Origin of the sequence: Micromonospora echinospora, from assembly GCF_014203425.1 — a bacterium.
GTDB lineage: Bacteria > Actinomycetota > Actinomycetes > Mycobacteriales > Micromonosporaceae > Micromonospora > Micromonospora echinospora_A.
Window position 1 is genome coordinate 2,867,728 of the sequence record NZ_JACHJC010000001.1, and the last position, 20,185, is coordinate 2,887,912.

At 73.1% G+C, this 20,185-nt stretch carries 17 protein-coding genes and 1 riboswitch; of the genes, 9 read left to right on the forward strand and 8 right to left on the reverse strand.

What is annotated here, in order from left to right:
* Positions 1–450 precede the first annotated feature (450 nt).
* From FHU28_RS13605 to FHU28_RS13615, 3 genes are all read right to left on the reverse strand, one after another.
* On the reverse strand, positions 451–1,788 hold the full coding sequence (locus FHU28_RS13605) for a uracil-xanthine permease family protein (RefSeq protein WP_184684158.1): 1,338 nt from the start codon (positions 1,786–1,788) through the stop codon (positions 451–453).
* A gap of 94 nt (positions 1,789–1,882) precedes the next feature.
* A complete protein-coding gene (locus tag FHU28_RS13610) occupies positions 1,883–2,521 on the reverse strand; it encodes an alpha-ketoglutarate-dependent dioxygenase AlkB (RefSeq protein WP_184684160.1) in 639 nt (212 codons plus the stop codon).
* Positions 2,522–2,560: 39 nt separating this feature from the next.
* Positions 2,561–3,886: a polysaccharide pyruvyl transferase family protein gene (locus tag FHU28_RS13615; protein WP_184684161.1), complete on the reverse strand. Its 1,326-nt coding sequence runs from the start codon at positions 3,884–3,886 to the stop codon at positions 2,561–2,563.
* Between the two features lie 156 nt (positions 3,887–4,042).
* On the opposite strand from FHU28_RS13615, the gene FHU28_RS13620 reads away from it, so the two are divergent.
* The 5 genes from FHU28_RS13620 to FHU28_RS13640 all read left to right on the forward strand — a co-directional run bounded on the left by FHU28_RS13620 (position 4,043) and on the right by FHU28_RS13640 (position 9,047).
* A complete protein-coding gene (locus FHU28_RS13620; protein WP_184684162.1) occupies positions 4,043–5,263 on the forward strand; it encodes an acyltransferase family protein in 1,221 nt (406 codons plus the stop codon).
* A gap of 80 nt (positions 5,264–5,343) precedes the next feature.
* Positions 5,344–5,679, forward strand: a complete 336-nt coding sequence (locus FHU28_RS13625) for a hypothetical protein (RefSeq protein WP_184684163.1) — start codon at positions 5,344–5,346, stop codon at positions 5,677–5,679.
* A gap of 139 nt (positions 5,680–5,818) precedes the next feature.
* Positions 5,819–6,583, forward strand: coding sequence for a hypothetical protein (locus FHU28_RS13630; protein ID WP_184684164.1), 765 nt, complete (start codon positions 5,819–5,821; stop codon positions 6,581–6,583).
* Between the two features lie 308 nt (positions 6,584–6,891).
* A riboswitch (cyclic di-AMP (ydaO/yuaA leader) is annotated at positions 6,892–7,032 on the forward strand.
* 206 nt (positions 7,033–7,238) lie between these two features.
* Positions 7,239–8,072: a C39 family peptidase gene (locus FHU28_RS13635; RefSeq protein ID WP_311773580.1), complete on the forward strand. Its 834-nt coding sequence runs from the start codon at positions 7,239–7,241 to the stop codon at positions 8,070–8,072.
* 228 nt (positions 8,073–8,300) lie between these two features.
* Positions 8,301–9,047, forward strand: a complete 747-nt coding sequence (locus FHU28_RS13640) for an alpha/beta fold hydrolase (RefSeq protein WP_184684168.1) — start codon at positions 8,301–8,303, stop codon at positions 9,045–9,047.
* Positions 9,048–9,054: 7 nt separating this feature from the next.
* Here FHU28_RS13640 and FHU28_RS13645 read toward each other — a convergent pair whose 3' ends face one another.
* The 4 genes from FHU28_RS13645 to FHU28_RS13660 form a co-directional block, all read right to left on the reverse strand.
* Positions 9,055–10,731: a CDP-glycerol glycerophosphotransferase family protein gene (locus tag FHU28_RS13645; RefSeq protein WP_184684170.1), complete on the reverse strand. Its 1,677-nt coding sequence runs from the start codon at positions 10,729–10,731 to the stop codon at positions 9,055–9,057.
* Between the two features lie 19 nt (positions 10,732–10,750).
* A complete protein-coding gene (locus tag FHU28_RS13650) occupies positions 10,751–12,253 on the reverse strand; it encodes a bifunctional cytidylyltransferase/SDR family oxidoreductase (protein ID WP_184684172.1) in 1,503 nt (500 codons plus the stop codon).
* Between the two features lie 103 nt (positions 12,254–12,356).
* A complete protein-coding gene (locus tag FHU28_RS13655) occupies positions 12,357–13,157 on the reverse strand; it encodes an ABC transporter ATP-binding protein (RefSeq protein WP_184684174.1) in 801 nt (266 codons plus the stop codon).
* Complete coding sequence (locus FHU28_RS13660) at positions 13,150–14,052, reverse strand: ABC transporter permease (RefSeq protein WP_184684176.1); 903 nt, start codon at positions 14,050–14,052, stop codon at positions 13,150–13,152. Before FHU28_RS13660 ends, FHU28_RS13655 begins: the two co-directional genes overlap by 8 nt.
* Before the next feature lie 154 nt (positions 14,053–14,206).
* Between FHU28_RS13660 and FHU28_RS13665 the strand changes: the two genes are divergently transcribed.
* The 3 genes from FHU28_RS13665 to FHU28_RS13675 all read left to right on the forward strand — a co-directional run bounded on the left by FHU28_RS13665 (position 14,207) and on the right by FHU28_RS13675 (position 17,138).
* Entirely contained in the window at positions 14,207–14,839 is a 633-nt protein-coding gene (locus tag FHU28_RS13665; protein WP_043325115.1) for a TetR/AcrR family transcriptional regulator, read from the forward strand.
* Positions 14,840–14,988: 149 nt separating this feature from the next.
* Positions 14,989–16,098 carry a DegT/DnrJ/EryC1/StrS family aminotransferase gene (locus FHU28_RS13670; protein ID WP_184684178.1) on the forward strand — a complete coding sequence of 370 codons (1,110 nt, stop codon included), beginning with the start codon at positions 14,989–14,991 and terminating at the stop codon, positions 16,096–16,098.
* Positions 16,095–17,138, forward strand: a complete 1,044-nt coding sequence (locus FHU28_RS13675; protein ID WP_184684180.1) for a Gfo/Idh/MocA family protein — start codon at positions 16,095–16,097, stop codon at positions 17,136–17,138. Before FHU28_RS13670 ends, FHU28_RS13675 begins: the two co-directional genes overlap by 4 nt.
* Positions 17,139–17,181: 43 nt before the next feature.
* Here FHU28_RS13675 and FHU28_RS13680 read toward each other — a convergent pair whose 3' ends face one another.
* A complete protein-coding gene (locus FHU28_RS13680) occupies positions 17,182–18,828 on the reverse strand; it encodes a glycosyltransferase (RefSeq protein WP_184684182.1) in 1,647 nt (548 codons plus the stop codon).
* A 119-nt stretch (positions 18,829–18,947) separates the two neighbouring features.
* Here FHU28_RS13680 and FHU28_RS13685 point away from each other — a divergent pair, with 119 nt between their 5' ends.
* Positions 18,948–20,162: a glycosyltransferase gene (locus tag FHU28_RS13685; RefSeq protein ID WP_311773581.1), complete on the forward strand. Its 1,215-nt coding sequence runs from the start codon at positions 18,948–18,950 to the stop codon at positions 20,160–20,162.
* The last annotated feature ends 23 nt before the right edge of the window (positions 20,163–20,185 follow it).

The following is a 20,185-nucleotide window of genomic DNA, read 5'->3' on the forward strand; positions in this document are numbered from 1 at the left end:
GGGCGCAGGCCACCCCGGAACTCCTGGCGGAACCTGTGCGCCCGAATGCCCGGAGGCACCCCCATCCGCGCGGTGATCAAGGAGTTTGTGGCCCTTTCGCGCCTCCTGCCGCCCCAAAACCCCTTGATCACCATGGCGGTGCCCCGACTGCTGGGGCATTTCGGGTGTTCGGGCAACCGCGTCCCGTCCCCGCGCGGTCGATCATGAGGTTAGCGGCGATAAAACGGGCACGAGGTGCCGTCAACCTCATGATCGACGCGGCCCGGGCAGGGCTGGTCCGACGGCGAGGAACAGCGCTGCGCGATCTTGCAGATCGGGCCCGCTGATCATGAAGTTGACGGTGCAAATTGCCCAATTCCCGCCCGTCAACTTCATGATCAACGGCGGGGTCCGGCGGGAGGCGGGAGGGGAGGGCGAGGGGAGAGGGGAGAGGGGAGAGGGGAGAGGGGGTCAGAGTTCGGGGTCGGGGGACTGGCGGGACTCGGGCGTGGTGCCGCGCAGGCGGGCGATCAGGCGCATGCCGTGGTAGATGATCAGGGCGGCCGCCGTGCCCAGCGCGATGCCGTTGAAGGACAGGTCACCGGCGGTGAGCGTGTAGTTGGCGGCGCCGACGATCACCGCTACCGCCGCCGTGAACAGGTTGATCGGGTCGTGGAAGTCGACCCGGCCCTCGATCCAGATCCGGGCGCCGAGGATGGCGATCAGGCCGTACAGCGCGGTGGTCGCGCCACCCAGCACGCCGGCCGGCACGGTCAGGATCAGCGCGCCGAACTTCGGGCAGAGCCCGAGCAGGATCGCTGTGCCGCCGGCCACCCAGTACGCGGCCGTGGAGTAGACGCGGGTCGCCGCCATCACGCCGATGTTCTCCGCGTACGTGGTGGTGCCGGAACCGCCGCCCGAGCCGGCCAGCACGGTGGCGACGCCGTCGCCGAGCAGCGCCCGGCCCATGTCGCGGTCGAGGTTGCGGCCGGTCATCGCGGCGACCGCCTTGACGTGCCCGGCGTTCTCCGCGATCAGCACGAGGATCACCGGGATGACCAGCACGACGGCGCGCGCGTCGAAGCTCGGCGTGTGGAACTCGGGGAAACCGATCCAGGCCGCCTGCCGCAGCCCGCGTACGGCCTGCTGGTCGAGGTTGCCGGTCAGCGCGGCGAGCACCCAGCCGACCACCACGCCGACGAGGATCGACAGCCGGGCCACGAAACCGCGGAAGAGCACTGTGGTGAGCAGGATCGCGGCGAGGGTGACCACGGCGATCAGCGGCTGCGCCTTGACGCCGGTGCCGGCGCCGCCGCCGTCCCAGGCCACCGGCGCGAGATTGAGGCCGATCAGCATGACGATCGCGCCGGTGACCACCGGCGGCATCAGCGTGTCGATCCAGCGGGAGCCGGCCACCTGCACCACCACGCCGACGAGCGCGAGCGCGACTCCCGCGACCACGATGCCGCCGAGAGCCGCGCCGATGCCGCCGTCGGTCTTCGCCGCGAGCACCGGCGCGATGAACGCGAACGACGAGCCGAGGTACGAGGGCAGCCGGTTTCCGGTGATCAGCAGGAACAGCAACGTGCCGAGCCCGGAGAACAGCAGCGTGGTGGCGGGCGGGAATCCGGTGATCAGCGGGACGGTGAAGGTGGCGCCGAACATGGCGACCACGTGCTGTACGCCCACGCCGACGGTGCGCGGCCAGGAGAGCCGTTCGTCGGGCCGGACCACGTCGCCGGGGCGTACCTGGCGGCCGTCGCCGTGCAGCGTCCACGGGGACCAGCGGGAGGTGGGGGACTGGGTCATCTGTCGCCCTTCGCGTCATCGGGTGACGGGGCGTGATCGACCCTGGGGGTTGTTTCTAGCACGTGCCCAGCGCAGATGTGGGCCCGGCCCGGGCTCAGGCGACGCCGGTGGGACGGAACTGGACGCTGACGCGAGGGCCGACCGGGCGGGTGGTCTTCGGCACGGCGTGTTCCCAGGTGCGCTGGCAGGAGCCGCCCATCACCACGAGGTCGCCGTGGCCGAGCGGGAACCGCAGGCTGCCGCCGCCTCCGCCGCGGGGTCGCAGCAGCAGCGCGCGCGGGGAGCCGAACGAGACGATCGCGACCATCGTGTCGGTGTGCGCGGAGCGGCCCAGGGTGTCGCCGTGCCAGGCCACGCTGTCGCGCCCGTCCCGGTAGAGGCACATGCCGGCGGTGACGAACGGCTCGCCCAGCTCGGGCGCGTAGTGCCGGGTGAGCGCGTCACGGGCCGTCGTGAGCACCGGATGCGGCAGCGGCCGGCCGGCGGCGTACCAGCAGAGCAGCCGGGGCACGTCGACCTCGGTGTCGTACATGGTGCGGCGCTCGGCCCGCCAGGGCACGTCGTGGCGCAACGTGTCGAGCACCGCGTCGGAGCCCCGCACCCAGCCGGGCAGGTGGTCGACCCAGGCGCCCCGGCTCAGCTCGTGGCGGCGCAGCGCCCCGGCGAGCGGGCCCAGGGTGGGGCCCTGCTCGGCCAGGTCGAGCATCGAGGGCTGGTACGCGACGTCGGACACGCCGCCGATCGTACCCTGTTTAGAACAGGCGTACGACTGTCAGCGCCGCAGCATCCGGCGGACCTTGCCCGGGACGGCCTGCTTGATCCGCTCGCGCAGCTGCTGCGAGCGCAGCGCGTCGATGGTCTCGGTGAGCTTGGCGTTCTCGTCGCGCAGCCGCTCGATGCGGGTCAGCAGTTCGGCCGGCGGGGTGGCGGCGGCGGGCCCGACGGCCGGCGGGAACACCGTCTCGCCGACCCGCCGGTCGAAGCGGACGGCGCTTTCGTCGTCGTCGAACGAGATGCCGAGGTCGTGCTTGCGCAGGAACGCGGTGATGGTCTCGAAGCGTGCCTTGTGGCCGTCGGTGAGCGCGGTGTAGTCGGCCTCCGCGTAGAGGTCGGCGGCGTCGACGTCGGCCGGCACGTCGCGCATGATCCGGTGCGGGATGTCGAAGTAGCGGGCCAGTTCCAGCGTGCGCGAGTCGTGCGCGAACAGGTAGCCGGGCGTGCCGGCGGCCAGCGCGGTGATGGTGCCGTGGATGCGGGTGCCGAACGCGAAGTCGTACCCGGACAGGTGCGACATCCAGGTCCACGGGTCGACGAACATGCGCACCTTGTCCTCGACGAACAGCGGGTGCGAGGTGTGCAGTGGGATGTCGCTGCTCTGCCCCCGGTGCTCGGGCGCGTCGCCGTAGAGCAGGGTGCCGAGGGTACGCAGGTCCTGCGGTACGTAGCACAGGTTCGGGTAGCGCTCGTGGTGGTGGCGGACCACCGAGGCCATCGAGCGGACGTACGGGGAGATGGTGAGCGCCACCTTCGACTCGGCGGTCAGCTCCGGCTGCCTCTTCTCCAGCGGGAACGTGTCGCCGTGCAGGAACATCGACGGGCAGCCGATCTGCTCCACGTCGGAGAAGCCCAGCGTGTTGAGGTAGCTCTCGGTCACCTCGCCGCGTACGCCGATGCTGTGCGACCGGTCCAGCACGGCCTTGCAGAAGGCGCGCACCGGCTCGTCGATCGGCCGCAGGTACTCGCGGTCGCCGTCGACGTTGGTCTGCACGCCGACGCCGAGCACCACCACCGGGATCTTCAGCCGTTCGATCAGCCGGGTCAGCGGGGTGAGGCGGTGCACGAAGCTGCGGCGGAAGGCGTTCGCCAGCGGCACGACGAACACGTCGTACCGCTCGTTGATCTCGTCGGCGAGGCGCGGATCGGCCGGGGTGCGGGTCGGTGTGATCTCCGCCGTGGAGGTGGCCAGCAGCTTGTGCGCGGCGTGGCTGAAGACCAGGTTTCCGCTGTTGTCCCCGATCCAGTTGCCGGCGAACGTCTCCTCCGGCGTGAGGACGTCGAACGGGCCCTTGCGGGCGCGGAGCAGGATCCGCTGGTGCATCAGGTTCGCTCACCTTCCGTACGGCACGGCGTGCCGGCGGGCGCCGGTCGGGCGCTCGCGCGTGCAGGAACGGAAATCCTATCCGCCGCCGCGCGGGGACCGGTCGGCCGTCGGCTCGCCGGGAACGTCCCGGTACTCCGGGGTAGGGTGCCCGGAATGACCAGCGCGCCGACCGTCACCCGTGCCCCGCGCCTGCCGTCGCTGACCGGTTTGCGGTGGGTCGCCGCGCTGCTTGTCTTCGGCTTCCACGCCGGGACCATGGGGATCGTCGCCGAGCCGCACCTCAAGGCGGTGGTGGACAAGGCGTTCAGCCTCGGCCTGTCCGGCGTCGAGTTCTTCTTCATCCTCAGCGGGTTCGTGCTGGTCTGGTCGTACCGCGACGGGGAGCGGGCGTGGACGTTCCTGCGCCGCCGGCTCGCCAAGATCTACCCGAACCACGTGGTGACGTTCGTGGCGGCGCTGGCGGTCGCGGCGTGGTTCGCCGACCCGGTCCTGCCGTGGGCGGCGATCGGCAACTTCTTCCTGGTCCAGGCGTGGATCCCGCTGAACGGCTACTTCTACAGCGTCAACAACGTGAGCTGGTCGCTCTCCTGCGAGCTGGCCTTCTACCTGTGCCTGCCGCTGGTGGTGCCGCGGCTGCGCCGGGCCCGTACCGGGGTGCTCCGGGCCGTGCTGGTCGCGGCGCCGCTGCTCATCCTGGCGCTGTGGCCGGGCCAGGAACTGGTGCCGGAGGAGCAGCGGTGGTGGTTCACCCAGATCTTCCCGGTGACCCGGTCGCTGGAGTTCTGGATGGGCGTGGCCGCCGCCGAGCTGATGCGCCGCCACCGCTGGCGCGGACCGAACCTCGCCGTCGCCACCGGCCTGTTCGTCACCACCTGGGTGGTCGCCGCGCTGTGGATCCCGGCCGAGTTCTGGGCGGCGTTGCTCGCCGTGGCGTACCTGCTGGTCATCGCCGCGGCGGCGGACGCCGACGTGCGCGGCCGGCCCACCCCCTGGCGGTCCCGGCCGATGATCTGGCTCGGTGAGGTCTCGTTCGCCTTCTACCTGGTGCACGTGCTGGTCATGGTCACCGTCCTGCGGCTGACCGGGGACTGGGGCACCGGCCTGCCCGGCTGGCGGGGGCCGCTCGCGGTGCTCGGCTTCCTGCTGCTCACGCTCGCGCTCGCCGCCGCGCTGCACCGCTGGGTGGAGCTGCCGATGATGCGCCTGCTCGGTCCGTCCCGCCGGGCCCGCGCGGCCGCCGCGGCGGCGTCGTCGGTGCCGGCTCCGCGTGTGCCCGCCGAGGGTGCGGGAGCCCTGGCCGCCGACGGCGGCGCGGCGTCCGACGGCGGTGCGGCCGAGGGCATCGAGTACGCCGGGCGGCGTCGACCGGACTGACCCGGTGCGTCCCGGTCCGGCCGATTCGCGACACGCCGGGCGGCGGTGCGTTCCGGGGGGATCGGCGGTAATTTGTACCCGTGCTTCCGATCGCGCTCACCTGCCCGGTGTGGTGGGTGGCGCGCTGGACCGCCCGGATGCTGGCCAGTCTCGCCGTGGTCGTCGCCTGTTCGTTCGGCGCGGCCACGCTGCCGGCCGGCGCCGCCCCGGCCGCGGTCGCCGGTCCGGCGTACGCGAGCACGCCGGCCGCCGCCGAGCGACCGAAACACGACCGCACCGCCGGGCGGCAGGCCCGTCCCGTCGGCGCTCCCGCGCCCGCCCCACGGGCGACCGACACGCTCCGGGCCGGCCCACAGCCGGTCCCGGCCGGCCGGATCACCGCGCCGGTCGGCCTGCGGGCCCCGCCCGCCCGCTGATCCGCACACGGGCGCTCGCCCGTCACCGCACCCACCGAACGTCATCCCGCACCCGCCCCTCGACGGCCCGGCGCACGCGCCCCCGCCCCGACCGGCCGTGCGGAGTCTCCCGCCAGGTTCTTCCCGTGAGGTGCCGACCATGTCGCAGACCGCTCTCTACCACTTCCTCACCGCGGTTCCCGAGGCCGCCGCCATCTGGTCCTTCCTGATGCTTCTCGCGTTCGGCCTGCTCGCCGTGCTGGTGGCCCGGCCCGAGCGGGACGGTGCCGTCGAGGCCGCCGCCGATCCGGTGGACGCGGACGCCGCGCGCCGCGACGACCTCGTCCGGTACGCCGACGAGGTGGCGGTCGCCGCCGCAGGCGCCGCCCAGACGGCCCGTCGCCGCCGGGAGCGGTGGCTGGTCGCGCAGGACGAGGCGGAACGGGCCTGGGTGGCGTACGACGAGGCGGACACCGCCGCGCGCCGCCTGGCCGGGGCCGCCGCGCTGGCCGCCCCGCGCACCCCGCGTACCCCTGCGGAGTACGCGGCCCGGGAGCGCTGGCTGCACCACGCCGCCATGACGGCGCACTGGCGTGGCGAGCTGTCCGCCCGCCAGCTCGCCGACGTGCTGGCGCGCCGCAACGGGTGGGACCCGCGCCGGCACCCGGCCGAGCAGGAGGTCGTGCTGGCCCGCACCGTCCGGGACCGGCGCCGGGCCGGGTGGGAGAGCGCCGCCGAGCGGGAGCGGCTGGCCTGGCGGGACGCCGAACTGGCCGCCGAGGCCGCCCGGACGCTCGCCGCCGAGGCGTACGCGGCCACCCTGGCGTTGCGGCCCGCTGCGGTGTCCCGCGGCGCGGCGACGATGCCCCTCGCGGTCGGCGCGTCCGTCCGCACCGCCCGGTGGCGTCCGGCCCGGGTCGGCTGAGGCGCCGGTGGCGACCGAATTGTTACCCGGAATGTGGTGACCCCGCTCACCCAGGACGCGGAAACGGGCGTCCGGCGCAGAACAGGGCAGCGGACCGCGCAATTGCCGGTCACCGGCTCGCCGTCTGTCCCCTTTCCGCCGGCAGGTCACGTCACCACTGCTTGTCCCATTGAGTGAAGTGAGTAACCGACTGTTCCGAAATCCGTTACCGAGGATCACGTTTACGCAGGTGGGAGCGCTTGGCAGGGGCAATACCCACCGGTAGTGTCGGCGCGTCCGGTGCGGTAACCGATCGCAGAAGGCGACGCCGCGCCGACCCGCCTAATCGTGTCAACACGAACCGGGGAACCATGAGCACCATCGGGGTGAATCCGCGGCCACGGCCGCGGTAGGGCGTACTTCCCGCCCGAATCCGTCAGCTAACCCGGTCGGCGGCCACGGAAGGAGTGCCATCCTCGTGCCCACCCCTCGATCGTCCCCCCGCCTTCACGGCTCCGCGGTGCCCGCGCTCGCCTGACGCGACCGGCAAACCGCCCCTGGGCGCCCGGCATCGCGGGCGTACCCGCCCCCCGGCCCATCCGGCCCTGCCAGCACGTGTGGATCACTCCGCGTGCCGGGCCGGCGTGTGCCGATCACGCCCCCCGTGGAGGATTTTGTGAAGCACCACCTGAAGCGTCAGCTGCGGCGGATCGCCACCGAGCGCCCGTACCAGATCATCGCCGGATCGGCCGCGGCGCTCGTGCTGGCCGCCGGCGCCGGCACCGCCCTCGCCGCCGGTGAGGACGCCCCGGTCCACCAGGAGAACAGCGCCTCGGTCGCCGAACTCGGCGCACGCCTCGGCGAGCCCGCCAGCCGGGGCGAGGCACGCATCGTCGTCCCGCCGGCGTCGCCCAGCGCCACGCCCAGCGCGTCGCCCAGCACCTCCCCGTCGGCGAAGAAGGCCGCGGCGGACCCGGACGTCACCAAGGCCGCGCCGAAGCCGCCGTCCAGCAGGACGCTGGACTACGACTACCAGGCGCAGATCAACTACTACTACTGCGGCCCGGCCGCCGTGCGCAACGCGCTCAGCGCCACCGGCGTCGAGCGCAGCCAGGACGCGCTGGCCGGCCCGCTCGGCACCACCGAGATGGGCACCAACTCGGCCGAGGACACCACGCGCGTGCTCAACCAGCAGGTCAAGGGCAACCCGTACCGGACCCGGATGATTCCCGGCTCGGCCAGCGCGGCCCAGATGGACCGGCTCCAGGCCGACGTGGTCGAGGCGATCAGCAACGGCCGGGGGGTCGTCGCGAACGTCGCCGGCACCGCCACCGACACCAACGGCGGCTGGCACTCGTTCCCGGGCGGCCACTACGTCGCGGTGATCGGTTACAAGGACGACGGCCGGACCGTCCGGATCGCCGACTCGGCCGACCCGTCGCTGCCGTCGTACTGGCTCACCACCATCGACCTGGCGCACTGGATCGCCAGCCGCGGCTACTCCGCCTGACCCTCCGCACCCCCCGAAGGCCGGCACCCCACCCCGGGGTGCCGGCCTTCCCCGTCCCCCCGGGCCCTCCCCGGCTCGCTGATCTTGCACTTGTGGCCCTGTCATAGCGGACAAGCCGGGCATCCTGGGGGCCGCAACTGCAAGATCGACGGGCAAGGGGCGGGGGCGGGGGCGGGTCGGCTGGGTTTGGTCTCGCGTGTCCGGGGCGGGCGGTGGCAGACTGCGCCAATGGGTGATGCGACGGGGAACCGGCACCTGATTCTCCTGCACGGCATGGGTGCCACCGGCGAGGTGTGGCTGCCCTGGGCGCCGCTGCTGGAGCGCCGCTGGCCCGGGCGCTGGCTCGCCCCCGACCTGGCGGGCCACGGCTGGTCGCCGCCGCTCGACGGCTACTCCTTCGAGGCCCTCGCTCAGCGCGTGGCCGACGGGCTCGGCCCGGTCCGGCTCGGCCCGCACGACCGGCTGGTGCTGCTCGGGCACTCGCTCGGCGGGGTGGTGGCGCTGGCGCTCGCGGCCCGGCAGCGGGCTCTTCCGATCGACGCGGTGGTGGGGCTCGGCATCAAGGCGGTCTGGTCCCCGGCCGAGCTGGCGAAGGCCGGCGAGCTGGCCGCCCGGCCGGTCACCTGGTTCGCCACCCGGGACGAGGCGGCCCGCCGCTACCTGCGCGTCTCCGGGCTCGCCGGGCTGTTCGCCCCGGACCACCCGGTGGTGGAGGCGGGGCTGCGGCGGGTGGACGGCCGCTGGCGGCTGGCGATGGACCCGGCCGCGTTCGCGGTCGGCGATCCCCGGCTGCCCGCCCTGCTGGCCGCCACCGGCGTGCCGGTGCTGCTGGCCCGCGGCGAGCAGGACCCGATGGTGAGCGACGAGCAGCTCAAGGAACTGGGCGTGCCGGTCGCCACCCTGCCCGGTCTGGGCCACAACGCGCACGTCGAGGACCCGGCCGCCGTGCTCGCCCTGCTCGACACGTACCTCTGAGCGGGGTCTACACCACGGCGCGCTGCGCCGGGACCACCCAGTCGGCCTCCAGCTCGCGGCGGGCGGCGGCGAGGAATGCCTCGGCGTAGGCGTCGGCGGGGAAGTCGCCCAGGTAGCGGGTGCGCGCCGCCCAGCGCTGCGCGGCCTTCGGGTCGGCGTCGAGCAGGTCGGTGAGCACCTGATCCACGTTCGACATGTCGCGCCGCAGCACGTAGCCGGACGCCGCGAGCGGGAACCGCTCGACGAAGTGCTCGCCGTCGGCGCCGGTGTCGGTGACCGCGTACGGCTTGCCGGAGTAGAGCCAGTCGGAGATGACGCCGGAGACGTCGGAGACCAGCGCGTCGGCCCGGTTGACGCACTCGGTGAGCGTCATCTCGCGGGCCGCTGCGGCGCCCCACAGGTGCGGGCGGCCGGTCTTCGCCCGGTCGGCGGCGAGCAGCTCGGTGAGCCGGGCGAGCTGGCGGGCCGAGGCCGGGTTCTTGTCGGTGTACGGGTGGGCGCGCAGGATCACCGCCGCCCCGCGGTCGATCAGCCGGCGGATCAGCGTCTCGGCCACCGGCAGCGAGCAGTAGTTGGCGTCGGCGTGGTGCCCGGTCCAGGTCGGGGTGTAGAGGACCGTCGGGTGCGCCGACGCGGCGACCGGCTCCCGGCGTACCTCGATGGCCTCGACCTGCGGCCGGCCGACCACGACGAACTTGTCGGCGGGGATCTCCACGCCGGCGCGGGCGTACCTGTCGATCGCGGCCTGCCCGGCCACGAAGATCTTGTCGAAGATGGCCGAGACCGGGTTGGCGCTCGGGGCCTTGTCGCTGTCACCGTGGTGCAGCTGCACGTGGGTGAGCTGGTTGAATCGGATCAGGTGGGCGTTCTTCGCGCCGTGGTTGACGTAGAACGCGACCCGCAGGCTGGGCGCCAGCGCCTCGTCGAGCGCCTTCAGGGTTGGGCAGAGGACCACCGGGGCGCGGGTGGCGGCGGCCACCGCGGGCATCAGCTCCGGCTCGCGCAGCACCACCACGAACGGGCGGCCGATCCGTTCCAGGTACGGCAGCCACATGGTGACCTGGTACTCCGAGCCGGGCGGCGCGGAGAAGTGCAGCACGAACTCGGGCTGGTGGCGGCGCAGCGCGCGGCCGACCGGGCCTCCGCCGGCGGGCGGCCGGAACCGGCGCCGGGCGAGGTCGAGCGCGACCGCGCCGCATCCGGCGCCGACGAGCAGCGTGGCGACGAGCGCCGACCAGGCGGGCAGGGTCAGGACGGCGGCGAGCGCCACCAGGGCGAGCAGCGCCAGCAGGGCGTCACCGAGCCGGGCGGCGACCAGCGGCGTCCACGTGCGGACCGGGAGGTTCGCCGCCCGGATCTCCAGCGCGCCGGCCTGTCGCAGCGGGCCGACCAGCAGCACCAGGCCGAGCAGGGCGAGCGCGGTGGCCGCGAGGGCCGGGTCGAAGCCGTCGTCGAGGCGACGGCTGTAGCCGACGAGGATGCCGGCGGCGACGAGCACCGTCTCGGCGAGGCCGTCGGCCGACGGGCGGACGCGGCGTTCCCAGGCGGTGGCGGCGAGCGCCGCGACGGCCAGGGCCAGGCCCCAGCCGGTGGCTCCGGTGAGCGCCACGACGAGGAAGGCCAGCACGGCCAGCCCGGTGGTCAGCACCCGGGCGAGCAGCTTGCGGACCAGGTCACCACGCATCTGGTACGTCCCGTCGGTCTCAGGCGCCGGTGGACAACTCGGACCGGTCGGCGCTTGGCTGCGCCGGTACGGCGGCGGCCTGCTCACCGGGGGCCCGGCGCACGTCGACCACCTGGCCGGTCAGTTCGGAGATCAGCACGTCCAGGGACGCCTGCGCGACCGCCTCGGAGGAGAGCAGCGTGTGCTCCGGCTCCTCGCCGAACGCCCGCGTCCGCATCGGGGTGGCGGTGCGCTCCGGGTTGACGCAGTTGACCCGTACGCCGAACTCGGCCCACTCGTCGGCGAGCGCCTGGGTGAGGTTGACCAGCGCGGCCTTGGTGGCCGAGTAGAGCGCGTAGCGGGCCCGGCCCCGGGTGTACGAGCTGGACGTGTAGAGCAGCAGCTGACCCTTGGTCTGCTGCAGGTACGGCAGCGACTGGCGTGCGATGGTGACCGGGCCGACGAAGTTGACGTGCAGGAGACGGTCCATCGTCTCGGAGTCCATCTCGGCGAGCGCGCCCTTCTCCAGGATGCCGGCGGTGACCACCACGTGGTCGATCCGGCCGGTGGCCTCGAACGCGGTCTTCAGGGCGGCGGTCACGTCCTCGGCGCGCTCGACGTGGGTGCCGGTGGTGGAGCGGCTGAACGGGAAGACCTGGGCGCCGTAACCGCGGGCCAGTTCGGCGAGGTCGTGGCCGATGCCGTAGCTGCCGCCGAAGACCACGATGGTCCGGCCGGTCAGCTCCTCGGCGTAGCTGCGGTGGTCGGTCAGCCGGGGCGCCTGGGCGGCGGCGAGCTGGAACAGCTTGTCGGCCAGGTGCACGTCGACCGGGTGGGTGACCTTGATGTTCTCGTCCGAGCCGTCGATCACCTTGATCGGCGTGCCGGGCAGGTAGCGCAGCACCACGCCGCAGTCGTCGGTGGCGGCGAAGTCGGGGTCGCCCTCGGCGCGGCGGTACGCCTCGCGGATGGTGCCGGAGCGGAACGCCTGCGGGGTCTGGCCGCGGCGCAGCCGGGAGCGGACCGGGATGTCGGTGATGCACTCGTCCGCGTCGACCTGGATGATCGTGTCGGCGGACGGGATGGCCACGTCCACCGCCGAGTACGTCCAGAGCGCGTTGACGCATTCGCGCACGATCCGGGTGCTGACCAGCGGGCGCACCGCGTCGTGGAAGAGGATGTTGACGTCGCCCTCGCCGACCGCGTCGAGCGCGATCCGGGTGGTGTCGTTGCGGGTCTCGCCGCCCTCGATCACCTTGGTGACCTTGCGGAAGCCGGCGTCGGCGACGATGCGCCGCGCGTCGTCGACGTGGCCGGTGGCCATCAGCACGATGATCTCGTCGATCTCGGGCGCGCCCTCGAAGACGGCGAGGGTGTGCTCGATGATCGGCTTTCCGGCGATCTTGAGGAGCTGCTTCGGGATGCCCAGCCCGAGGCGCGTCCCGGTCCCCCCGGCGAGGATCACGGCCACCGTACGCGCGGGCCGCCAGGGTGCCGGGCTCGCCGGCGCGGCGTCCGGTGCGGTGGTGTGGTCCTGCGTCATTGCCGTACCTCACTCTGGGTGAAAGGGGATGGGTCCGAAAACCTTAACGCGGACGGCGGAGCGCACCGATCCGGGCGATCCGGGACCGGTGCGCTCCGGCGGGCTACTTCTGGCCCTCGTACGCGTCGCAGACCTCCTTGGTGGGGCCGTCCATCTTCAGGACGCCGCCCTCCAGCCAGATGGTCCGCTCGCAGGTGTCCCGGATCGAGCCGATCGAGTGGCTCACCAGGAACACGGTGCCGGCGCTCTCCCGCAGCTCGCGGACCCGCTGCTCGCTGCGGGACCGGAACTTGCGGTCACCGGTGGCCAGCGCCTCGTCGATGAGCAGCACGTCGTGCTTCTTCGCGGCGGCGATGGCGAAGCGCAGCCGGGCGCCCATGCCGGAGGAGTAGGTGCGCATCGGCAACGAGGCGAAGTCGCCGCGCTCGTTGATGCCGGAGAACTCGATGATCTCCGGGGCGAGGCGCTTGACCTCGTCCGGGTGCATGCCCATGGCGAGGCAGCCGAGCACCACGTTGCGCTCGCCGGACAGGTCGTTGAGCAGCGCGGCGTTGACGCCCAGCAGGGACGGCTGGCCCTTGGTGTAGACCGCGCCGCGGGCCGGCGGGAGCAGCCCGGCGATGGCCCGCAGCAGCGTCGACTTGCCGGAGCCGTTGCTGCCGATCAGGCCGATCGCCTCGCCCTGGTACGCGGTGAAGCTCACGCCCTTCACCGCGTGCACCTCGCGGATGTTCGGCGCCTTGGTGCGCGAGACGATCCGCTTGAGCGCGGAGACCGGTGTGGTGCCGCCGGCGGCTCCCTTGTGGATCCGGTAGATCACGTGCACGTCGTCCACCACGACGGTGGGCACGCGACCCGAGTCGATCACGGGGCCGGCGTTCAGCGGCAGGGTCTGCTCAGCCACGGCCGTACTCCTTCTCTCCGCGCCAGAAGTAGAGGAACCCGCCGATGCCCATGACGATCGCCCAGAACAGGCCCAGCGCCCAGAGCTTCGGCGGCGAGCTGACCAGGTTGGCCTGGTGCGAGTCGAGCAGCGAGAAGCGGGCCAGCTCGATGAAGACCAGTGGCGGGTTCCACTCCAGGAGGTTCGCGGCCCAGTGCGGCAGGTGCTGGCGGAACAGCGCCACCGGGTAGAGCACGCCGGAGGCGTACAGCCAGGTGCGCATCACGAACGGCATGATCTGCTTCAGGTCGGTGACCTTGGAGCCGATCCGGGCCATGATCATGGTGAGGCCGACGTTGAAGATCGACTGGAGCAGCAGCGTCGGGGCGAGCAGGATCCAGCGCCAGGTCACCGGCTCGCCGGTGAACAGCACGATGGCGGTCAGCACCACCATCGACATGAGCAGCTGCTGGAGCTGCACCAGGGTGACGGTGATCGGCAGCGCGGCCCGGGGGAACTGGAGCGCCCGGATCAGGCCCAGGTTGCCGGTGATCGCGCTGGTGCCGTTCGACACCGCGGTCTGGGTGAACATGAAGATGAACACGCCGGTGCACAGGTACGCGATGAAGTTCGGCACGTTCCGGCTCTGCGACAGGATCACGCCGAAGATCAGGAAGTAGACCGCCGCGTTGGTGAGCGGTGTCAGCACCTGCCAGAGCTGCCCGAGCTGTGTGTTGCTCAGGGAGGAGGCGACCTTCGCCCGCGAGTACGCGGTCATGAAGTGCCGGTACGCCCACAAACGGCGGGCATACTCGCCCAGGGGCGGTCGTTCCCCGGCCACCCGCAACCCGTACCGCCGGGCCAGTTGGGCCCGGGTGAGTCCGGATTCGGGGTCGGCCACCGCGGTGTTGGCCATGATCAGGCGCTCCGATCTTTCGTGCTGATGGGGAGCATTGCGGTGAACAGATCCAGCGTGGCCCGGCGGGGAGGAGCCGCCTCGCTGCTGCATGGAAGGTAGTCCACCGAACGTCGGGACGCAACCGTACCGTCGTTGCGCTACATTGTTCCACGTGACGACCGAGAAGAGGCGTGCCCCGGCCGGCGCGGCGGTGCTGCGCGGGGAGATCACCAGCGCCATCCGTACCGCCGTGATGCAGGAGTTGGCCGAGGTCGGCTACGGTCGCCTCTCCATCGAGGCGGTGGCCCGCCGGGCCGGTGTGAGCAAGACCGCCATCTACCGCCGCTGGCGGTCCAAGCTCGACCTGGTGCTGGACATGGTCTCCGCCGTGGCGGGCCGCAACATCCCGCTGCTGGACACCGGCAGCCTGCTCGGTGACCTGGAGATCCTGCTGCACGTGATGGCGCGTGCGCTGCGTCACCGGCTGGCCGCGCAGATCATCCCGGACCTGCTGGCCGAGGCGGCCCGCAATCCGCAGATCGCGGAGAAGCTGCAGGCCGCCCTGGACGACTACCAGCAGGCGGTGGGCCGGATCCTGATCGGCCGGGCGGTCGAGCGCGGCGAGCTGTCCCCGGACACCGACCGGCGTGCGGCCGTCGATCTCATCGTGGGGCCGGTCTACTGGCGGATGGCGATCTCCAGGGCCCCGCTGGAGCCCGCCGAGGTGCCCCGGATGGCGGCCGCGATAGTCGCCGCCCTGCGGGTAGCATGCGTGGGGCCTGTGCGCGACGAGGTGGAAGTCTGACCCGGGTCGCCCCCGGAGGGCCGTCGTCGATCATGAACAGAAGGTCACATCCAGTCGGACAATCAGCGCGACCCGATTGTTTTTCTGACAGAGCGGTAGCATCCCCCGAAATGTCTCCCATGAACCACGTGTCGACAGGAGGAAGCCCCATGGCCGGGCCGCATCCAGAGTTCATTCCCCCCGCACGGCCGATCATCGGCGAAGCCGAGATCGAGGCGGCCGTCCGGGTGCTGCGGAGCGGCCGGGTCGTGCAGGGCCCCGAGGTCGCGGCGTTCGAGGAGGAGTTCGGCGACCTGGTCGGCGGCCGGCACTGCGTCGCCGTCAACTCCGGCACCTCCGCGCTGCAGCTGACGCTGATGGCGCTCGGCTTCGGCCCGGGCGACGAGATCATCGTCCCCTCGTTCTCCTTCGCCGCGAGCGCCAACGCGGTGCGGCTGGTCGGCGCCGAGCCGGTCTTCGTGGACATCGAGCCGAGCAGCTTCTGCGTCGACCCGGAGGCGGTCGCCGCCGCCGTCACCCCGAAGACCGTCGCGATCATGCCGGTGCACCTCTACGGCCACCCGGCCGCCATGGACCGGATCATGGCGATCGCGCAGCAGCACGGCCTGGCAGTGGTCGAGGACGCCGCGCAGGCGCATGGCGCCGAGCTGAACGGCACCCCGGTCGGCGCGTTCGGCACCGCCGGCTGCTTCAGCTTCTACCCGACGAAGAACATGCACGCCCTGGAGGGCGGCATGATCAGCACCGCCGACGCCGAGCTGGCCCGCACCCTGCGGCTGCTGCGCAACCAGGGCATGGAGCAGCGGTACGCCAACGAGATCGTCGGCGCCAACATGCGCATGACCGACGTGGCCGCCGCCATCGGCCGGGTGCAGCTCACCCAGCTCGGCGAGTGGACCGAGCAGCGCCGCGCCAACGCCAAGTACCTCGACTCGGCGATCACCGGCATGGTCACCCCGCCGGTCGCCGACGGTGCCAAGCACGTCTACCACCAGTACACGGTGCGGGTGCGGGGCGACCGGGACGCCGCTCAGGCCCGCCTCACCGAGCTGGGCATCGGCAACGCGGTCTACTACCCGACCCCGATCCACCGGCTCAAGCCCTACCTCACCGCCGACGGCACGCCCGGCCCGTGGGACCTGCCGGAGACCGAGCGGGCCGCCGCCGAGGTCGTCTCGCTGCCGGTGCACCCGTCGCTGAGCCAGGCCGAGCTGGAGCGGATCGCCGAGGGCGCGAACCTGGCCGGCGGTGCCCGATGAATGAAGGACGCAAGCTGCGGGCCGGTCTGATCGGCCTCGGCGCCATGGGGCGCAACCACGCCCGGGTGCTGTCCAACCTCGACGGCGTCGAACTGGTCGGCGTGGTCGACCCGGCCGGCGACGTGACCGGCACGCTGCGCGCGCCCGTCGTACCCGAGCTGAGCGACCTGCTCGCCCTCGGCGTCGACTACGCGGTGGTGGCCTGCCCGACGGCGCTGCACGAGCCGATCGGCATGGAGCTCGCCGCCAACGGCGTCTGCGCGCTGATCGAGAAGCCCCTCGCGCAGTCCGTCGATGCGGCAACCCGGCTGGTCGAGGCTTTCGAGACCGCCGGCCTGGTCGCCGGCGTCGGCCACATCGAGCGCTACAACCCGGCGCTGCAGAGCCTGCGCACCCGCCTGGAGGCCGGTGAGCTGGGCGAGGTCTTCCAGGTCGTCACCCGGCGCCAGGGCCCGTTCCCGCACCGGATCGCCGACGTCGGCGTGGTGATGGACCTGGCCACCCACGACATCGACCTCACCGCCTGGGTGACCGGCCAGGAGTACACCTCGGTCTCCGCCCGCACGGTGTCGCGCAGCGGCCGGCTGCACGAGGACATGGTCGCGGTCGTCGGTCAGCTCGCCGACGGCACGATGGTCAACCACCTGGTCAACTGGCTGAGCCCGCTCAAGGAGCGGTCCACTGTCGTCACCGGCGACAAGGGCTGCTTCGTGGCCGACACGCTCACCGCCGACCTCACGTTCTACGCCAACGCCGCCATCGACACCGAGTGGGAGGCGCTGCGCGCGTTCCGTGGCGTGGCCGAGGGCGACATGGTCCGCTACGCCATCCCGAAGCGGGAGCCGCTGCTGGTCGAGCACGAGCGGTTCCGCGACGCGGTGGAGGGCAAGCAGAGCGACATCGTCACCCTGCGGCAGGGCCTGCGTACCGTCCAGGTCGCCGCCGCCCTGCTGGAGGCCGCCTCCGACGGCCGTACCGTGGCCGTCGGCCCGGCCGCCGCCGACCGTGACGGGCGCGGCCTGCAGCCGACCCCGGCCTGACACCGGCTCCGGCCGGGCGCCACCGACGCCCGGCCGGGCCCGGTCACACCCTGCCGATCCCCAGCAGGCTGTCGAAGCACTGTGCGTTCACCGACCAGTCCCAGGTGGCCGCGGCATGCTTGGCCGCGGCCTCGCCGGCGGCCCGCCAGACCTGCTCGTCCGCGGTGACCGCACGGACGCGGGCGGCGGCCTCGGCCGGCGTCCCGACCACCCAGTCGGCCGGGAAGACGGTACGCGCGCCGTGTTCCCCGCCGGCGAAGAACGGCCAGTCCCGCACCACCGGCACCGCCCCGCTGGCGGCGCCCTCCACCACGGCACAGTGGAAGCTCTCCCGCACCGAGCTGCTGAGCACCACGCCGACGCCGGTCAGCACACCCGGCACGTCGTCGGTGTGGCCCAGCCGGGTCACCGCCCCGGAGGGCGCCAGCTCGGCCAGCTCCGCCTCCAGCTCGGCCGCGTAGTCGCGTGCCGCCCGGCTGAGCCCGGTGTCGATCCCACCGCCGACCAGGAGCAGACGGTACCGCTCGTCGGTGGCGCGCAGCAGCCGCAGCACCTCGACCGCCCACCGCGGGTCCTTGGCGACCGCGCTGGTGCCCACCAGGCCGAGCGTGAACCGCGCCGCGGGGTCCTTCGGCCGCGCGAACGGCGCCAGGTCCATCGCGTTGCACAACACATGGGTACGCGGCGCGTGCGCGCCGGTGAGCCCGGGCGCCACCCGGAGCGTGAAGTCACGCAGGTGCTCGGAGACGAAGACGACGTCGTCCACCCGGCTGAAGTCGATCAGGTTCGGCCACCTGCCGAACGCCTCGTAGCTGTGCAGCCGGACCACCACCCGGGTGTCGCCGGGATCGACCAGGCCGACCATGACAGCGGTCGCCACGGCCCAGTCGACGAACACCGTGTCGGCCCAGTCCAGGTGCGGTCGCAGCCAGGCCTCGACCTGCCTGCCGTACCCGGTGTCGCGCAGCAGCGCCTCGGCGGTCATGCGCCTGGACTGCCGGATCAGCGGCCCGGCCACCGGGTCGTCGTCCAGCCGCACGTAACGCAGCTCGACACCGGGGTGTGCGGCGTACCGCTCGCGGATCGCGTGCACGAAGTGCGCGCTTCCGTTGAGCAGCAGCAGCACCCGTTGCGGCCGGTCCGTCGGCGGCGGGGCGGCCGGCTGCCGCCGACCGCGCGGCGTCAGCAGCGCCCGCCCCACGGCGCTGTCGTGCAGCGGCGCGAGGAACGCCGCCGGATCGTCCATCAGCGGCGAGCTGAGCTGGTCGAAGTGGATCACCCGGTGGAACTGCGTGTGCAGCACCCGGTGCAGCCGCCGGGCCGCCGCCTCGCCGTCCCCCCGGGCGTACGCCCGGTCCGCCTCGGCCAGGTCGGCCGAGACGGCGGCCGTCAGGTGGGCCGGGGTGCGCCCCTCGGCGATCTCGTCGGCGGCCTCGTGCGCGAGCAGGTCGGCACGGGCGGCCGGGTCCACGCCACCGGCCACCGCGACCAGCGCGGCCCGGGACTCCGCCGCCGGCCAGCCGGCCCGGACCATTCCGGCGCGCAGGCGGCGGGCCAGCGACGACCGTGCGCCGGCCGGCAGCAGCGGCGCGGCCGCCAGGCCGCGGATCAGACGGGCCGCCGCGCGGTGCCGCACCACCCGGGGGGCGGTGACGCGACGGAGCACGCCGGCTGCGAGCTTGCTGCCCATCTGGGCTGGGTCCTTCCGATCGCGGAGGAGGGCGCCGCAACGCCGACACGCGTGGTCGGCGAGCGCGGTGGGTGCATGTTAACGTGGCGCGGTCCCTACTTGCGGCGAGGAAGGTTCGGGTGCCGGCAACTTCTGCACGGGACGTCGTCGTCCTCACGCCCTGGTTCCCGACCCGCGAACTGCCCTTCCGCGGCTCGTTCGTCCAGGCGATGGTCGACGCGACCGCACCGGTTTCCGACCGGATGACCGTCTATCACTGCGACGCCTGGGTGGCCGCCCTCGATCCGGCGGCTGAACGCCGGGTCCGCGACGCCCACCGCGTCCTGCTCGGCCACGCGCGGCACCGCACCCCGACCGTCGGCGGCGCCGACCTCGTCTACGTGCCGGTGCCGGTGCCCCGCGGGCTGGGGCACGCGGAGATCGCCGACCGGCACGACGAGGCGCTGCGCGCGGCCCTCGGCGGCCGCCCGCTCACCGCCCCGGTCGTGCACGCCCACGTCGGGCTGCCCAGCGGCTGGGCAGCGATCCGCAACGCCGGACCGGACACCCGGGTCTTCGTGACCGAGCACGCCAGCTTCCTGGACAAGGTGCTCGAGACCGCCCGTGGCCGGGAGATGTACGACGAGGTGCTCGACCGGTGCGCCGGCTTCCTCGCCGTGGGCGAGGGCGTCCGTGCCCCGCTGGTCGAGGCGTTCCCGCACCACGCGGACCGGATCGGGGCGATCGCCAACCCGATCTCCTTCGACCGGCCCCGCCCGACGCCGATCACCGCGCTGCGCCGGTGGCTGTTCGTCGGCGCGCTCTCCGAGCTCAAGGGCGTGCCGCTGCTGCTGGAGGCGTTTGCGCGGTGCCGGCAGGACGACCCGGCCCTGACCCTGACGCTGGTGGGGGAGGGCGCGCTGCTGGCGAGCCTGACCGCCCGGGCGGCCGAGCTCGGGGTGTCCGACGCGGTCACGTTCACCGGGGCGGTCCCGCCCGAGCGGGCGCTGGAGCTGATGCGGGAGCACGACCTGCTGGTGCACCCGAGCCGCCGCGAGACCTTCGGGGTGGCGGTCATCGAGGCGATCGCGGCCGGGTTGCCCGTCCTGGTCACCCGCTGCGGCGGTCCGGAGCGGACGCTGGCCGGCATCGAGGACGCCGCCGGTCAGATGATCGACGTGACAGACGACCCGGAGACGATCGTCGCCGGATACCGGCGGCTGCGGTCCCGGTTCCCCGACGACCTCGAACCGGCCCACGCCCGTAAGGCGCTCGCCGACCGGTACGGCTACGCCGCCGTCGCCGAGACGCACCGCCGCCTGTGGTTCTCCGACGAGGCCGACCCGGCGATCTGACGCCGGGCGCCGCAGCTGATGGA

Bases quoted from the DNA above. Each gene is read 5' to 3' on its own strand.
- FHU28_RS13615 (WP_184684161.1), bottom strand. From the start codon at position 3,886: ATGCACCAGCGGATCCTGCTCCGCGCCCGCAAGGGCCCGTTCGACGTC.
- FHU28_RS13680 (WP_184684182.1), bottom strand. From the start codon at position 18,828: ATGGGCAGCAAGCTCGCAGCCGGCGTGCTCCGTCGCGTCACCGCCCCC.
- FHU28_RS13640 (WP_184684168.1), top strand. From the start codon at position 8,301: ATGGGTGATGCGACGGGGAACCGGCACCTGATTCTCCTGCACGGCATG.
- FHU28_RS13650 (WP_184684172.1), bottom strand. From the start codon at position 12,253: ATGACGCAGGACCACACCACCGCACCGGACGCCGCGCCGGCGAGCCCG.
- FHU28_RS13630 (WP_184684164.1), top strand. From the start codon at position 5,819: ATGTCGCAGACCGCTCTCTACCACTTCCTCACCGCGGTTCCCGAGGCC.
- FHU28_RS13670 (WP_184684178.1), top strand. From the start codon at position 14,989: ATGGCCGGGCCGCATCCAGAGTTCATTCCCCCCGCACGGCCGATCATC.
- FHU28_RS13675 (WP_184684180.1), top strand. From the start codon at position 16,095: ATGAATGAAGGACGCAAGCTGCGGGCCGGTCTGATCGGCCTCGGCGCC.
- FHU28_RS13620 (WP_184684162.1), top strand. From the start codon at position 4,043: ATGACCAGCGCGCCGACCGTCACCCGTGCCCCGCGCCTGCCGTCGCTG.
- FHU28_RS13660 (WP_184684176.1), bottom strand. From the start codon at position 14,052: ATGGCCAACACCGCGGTGGCCGACCCCGAATCCGGACTCACCCGGGCC.
- FHU28_RS13605 (WP_184684158.1), bottom strand. From the start codon at position 1,788: ATGACCCAGTCCCCCACCTCCCGCTGGTCCCCGTGGACGCTGCACGGC.
- FHU28_RS13645 (WP_184684170.1), bottom strand. From the start codon at position 10,731: ATGCGTGGTGACCTGGTCCGCAAGCTGCTCGCCCGGGTGCTGACCACC.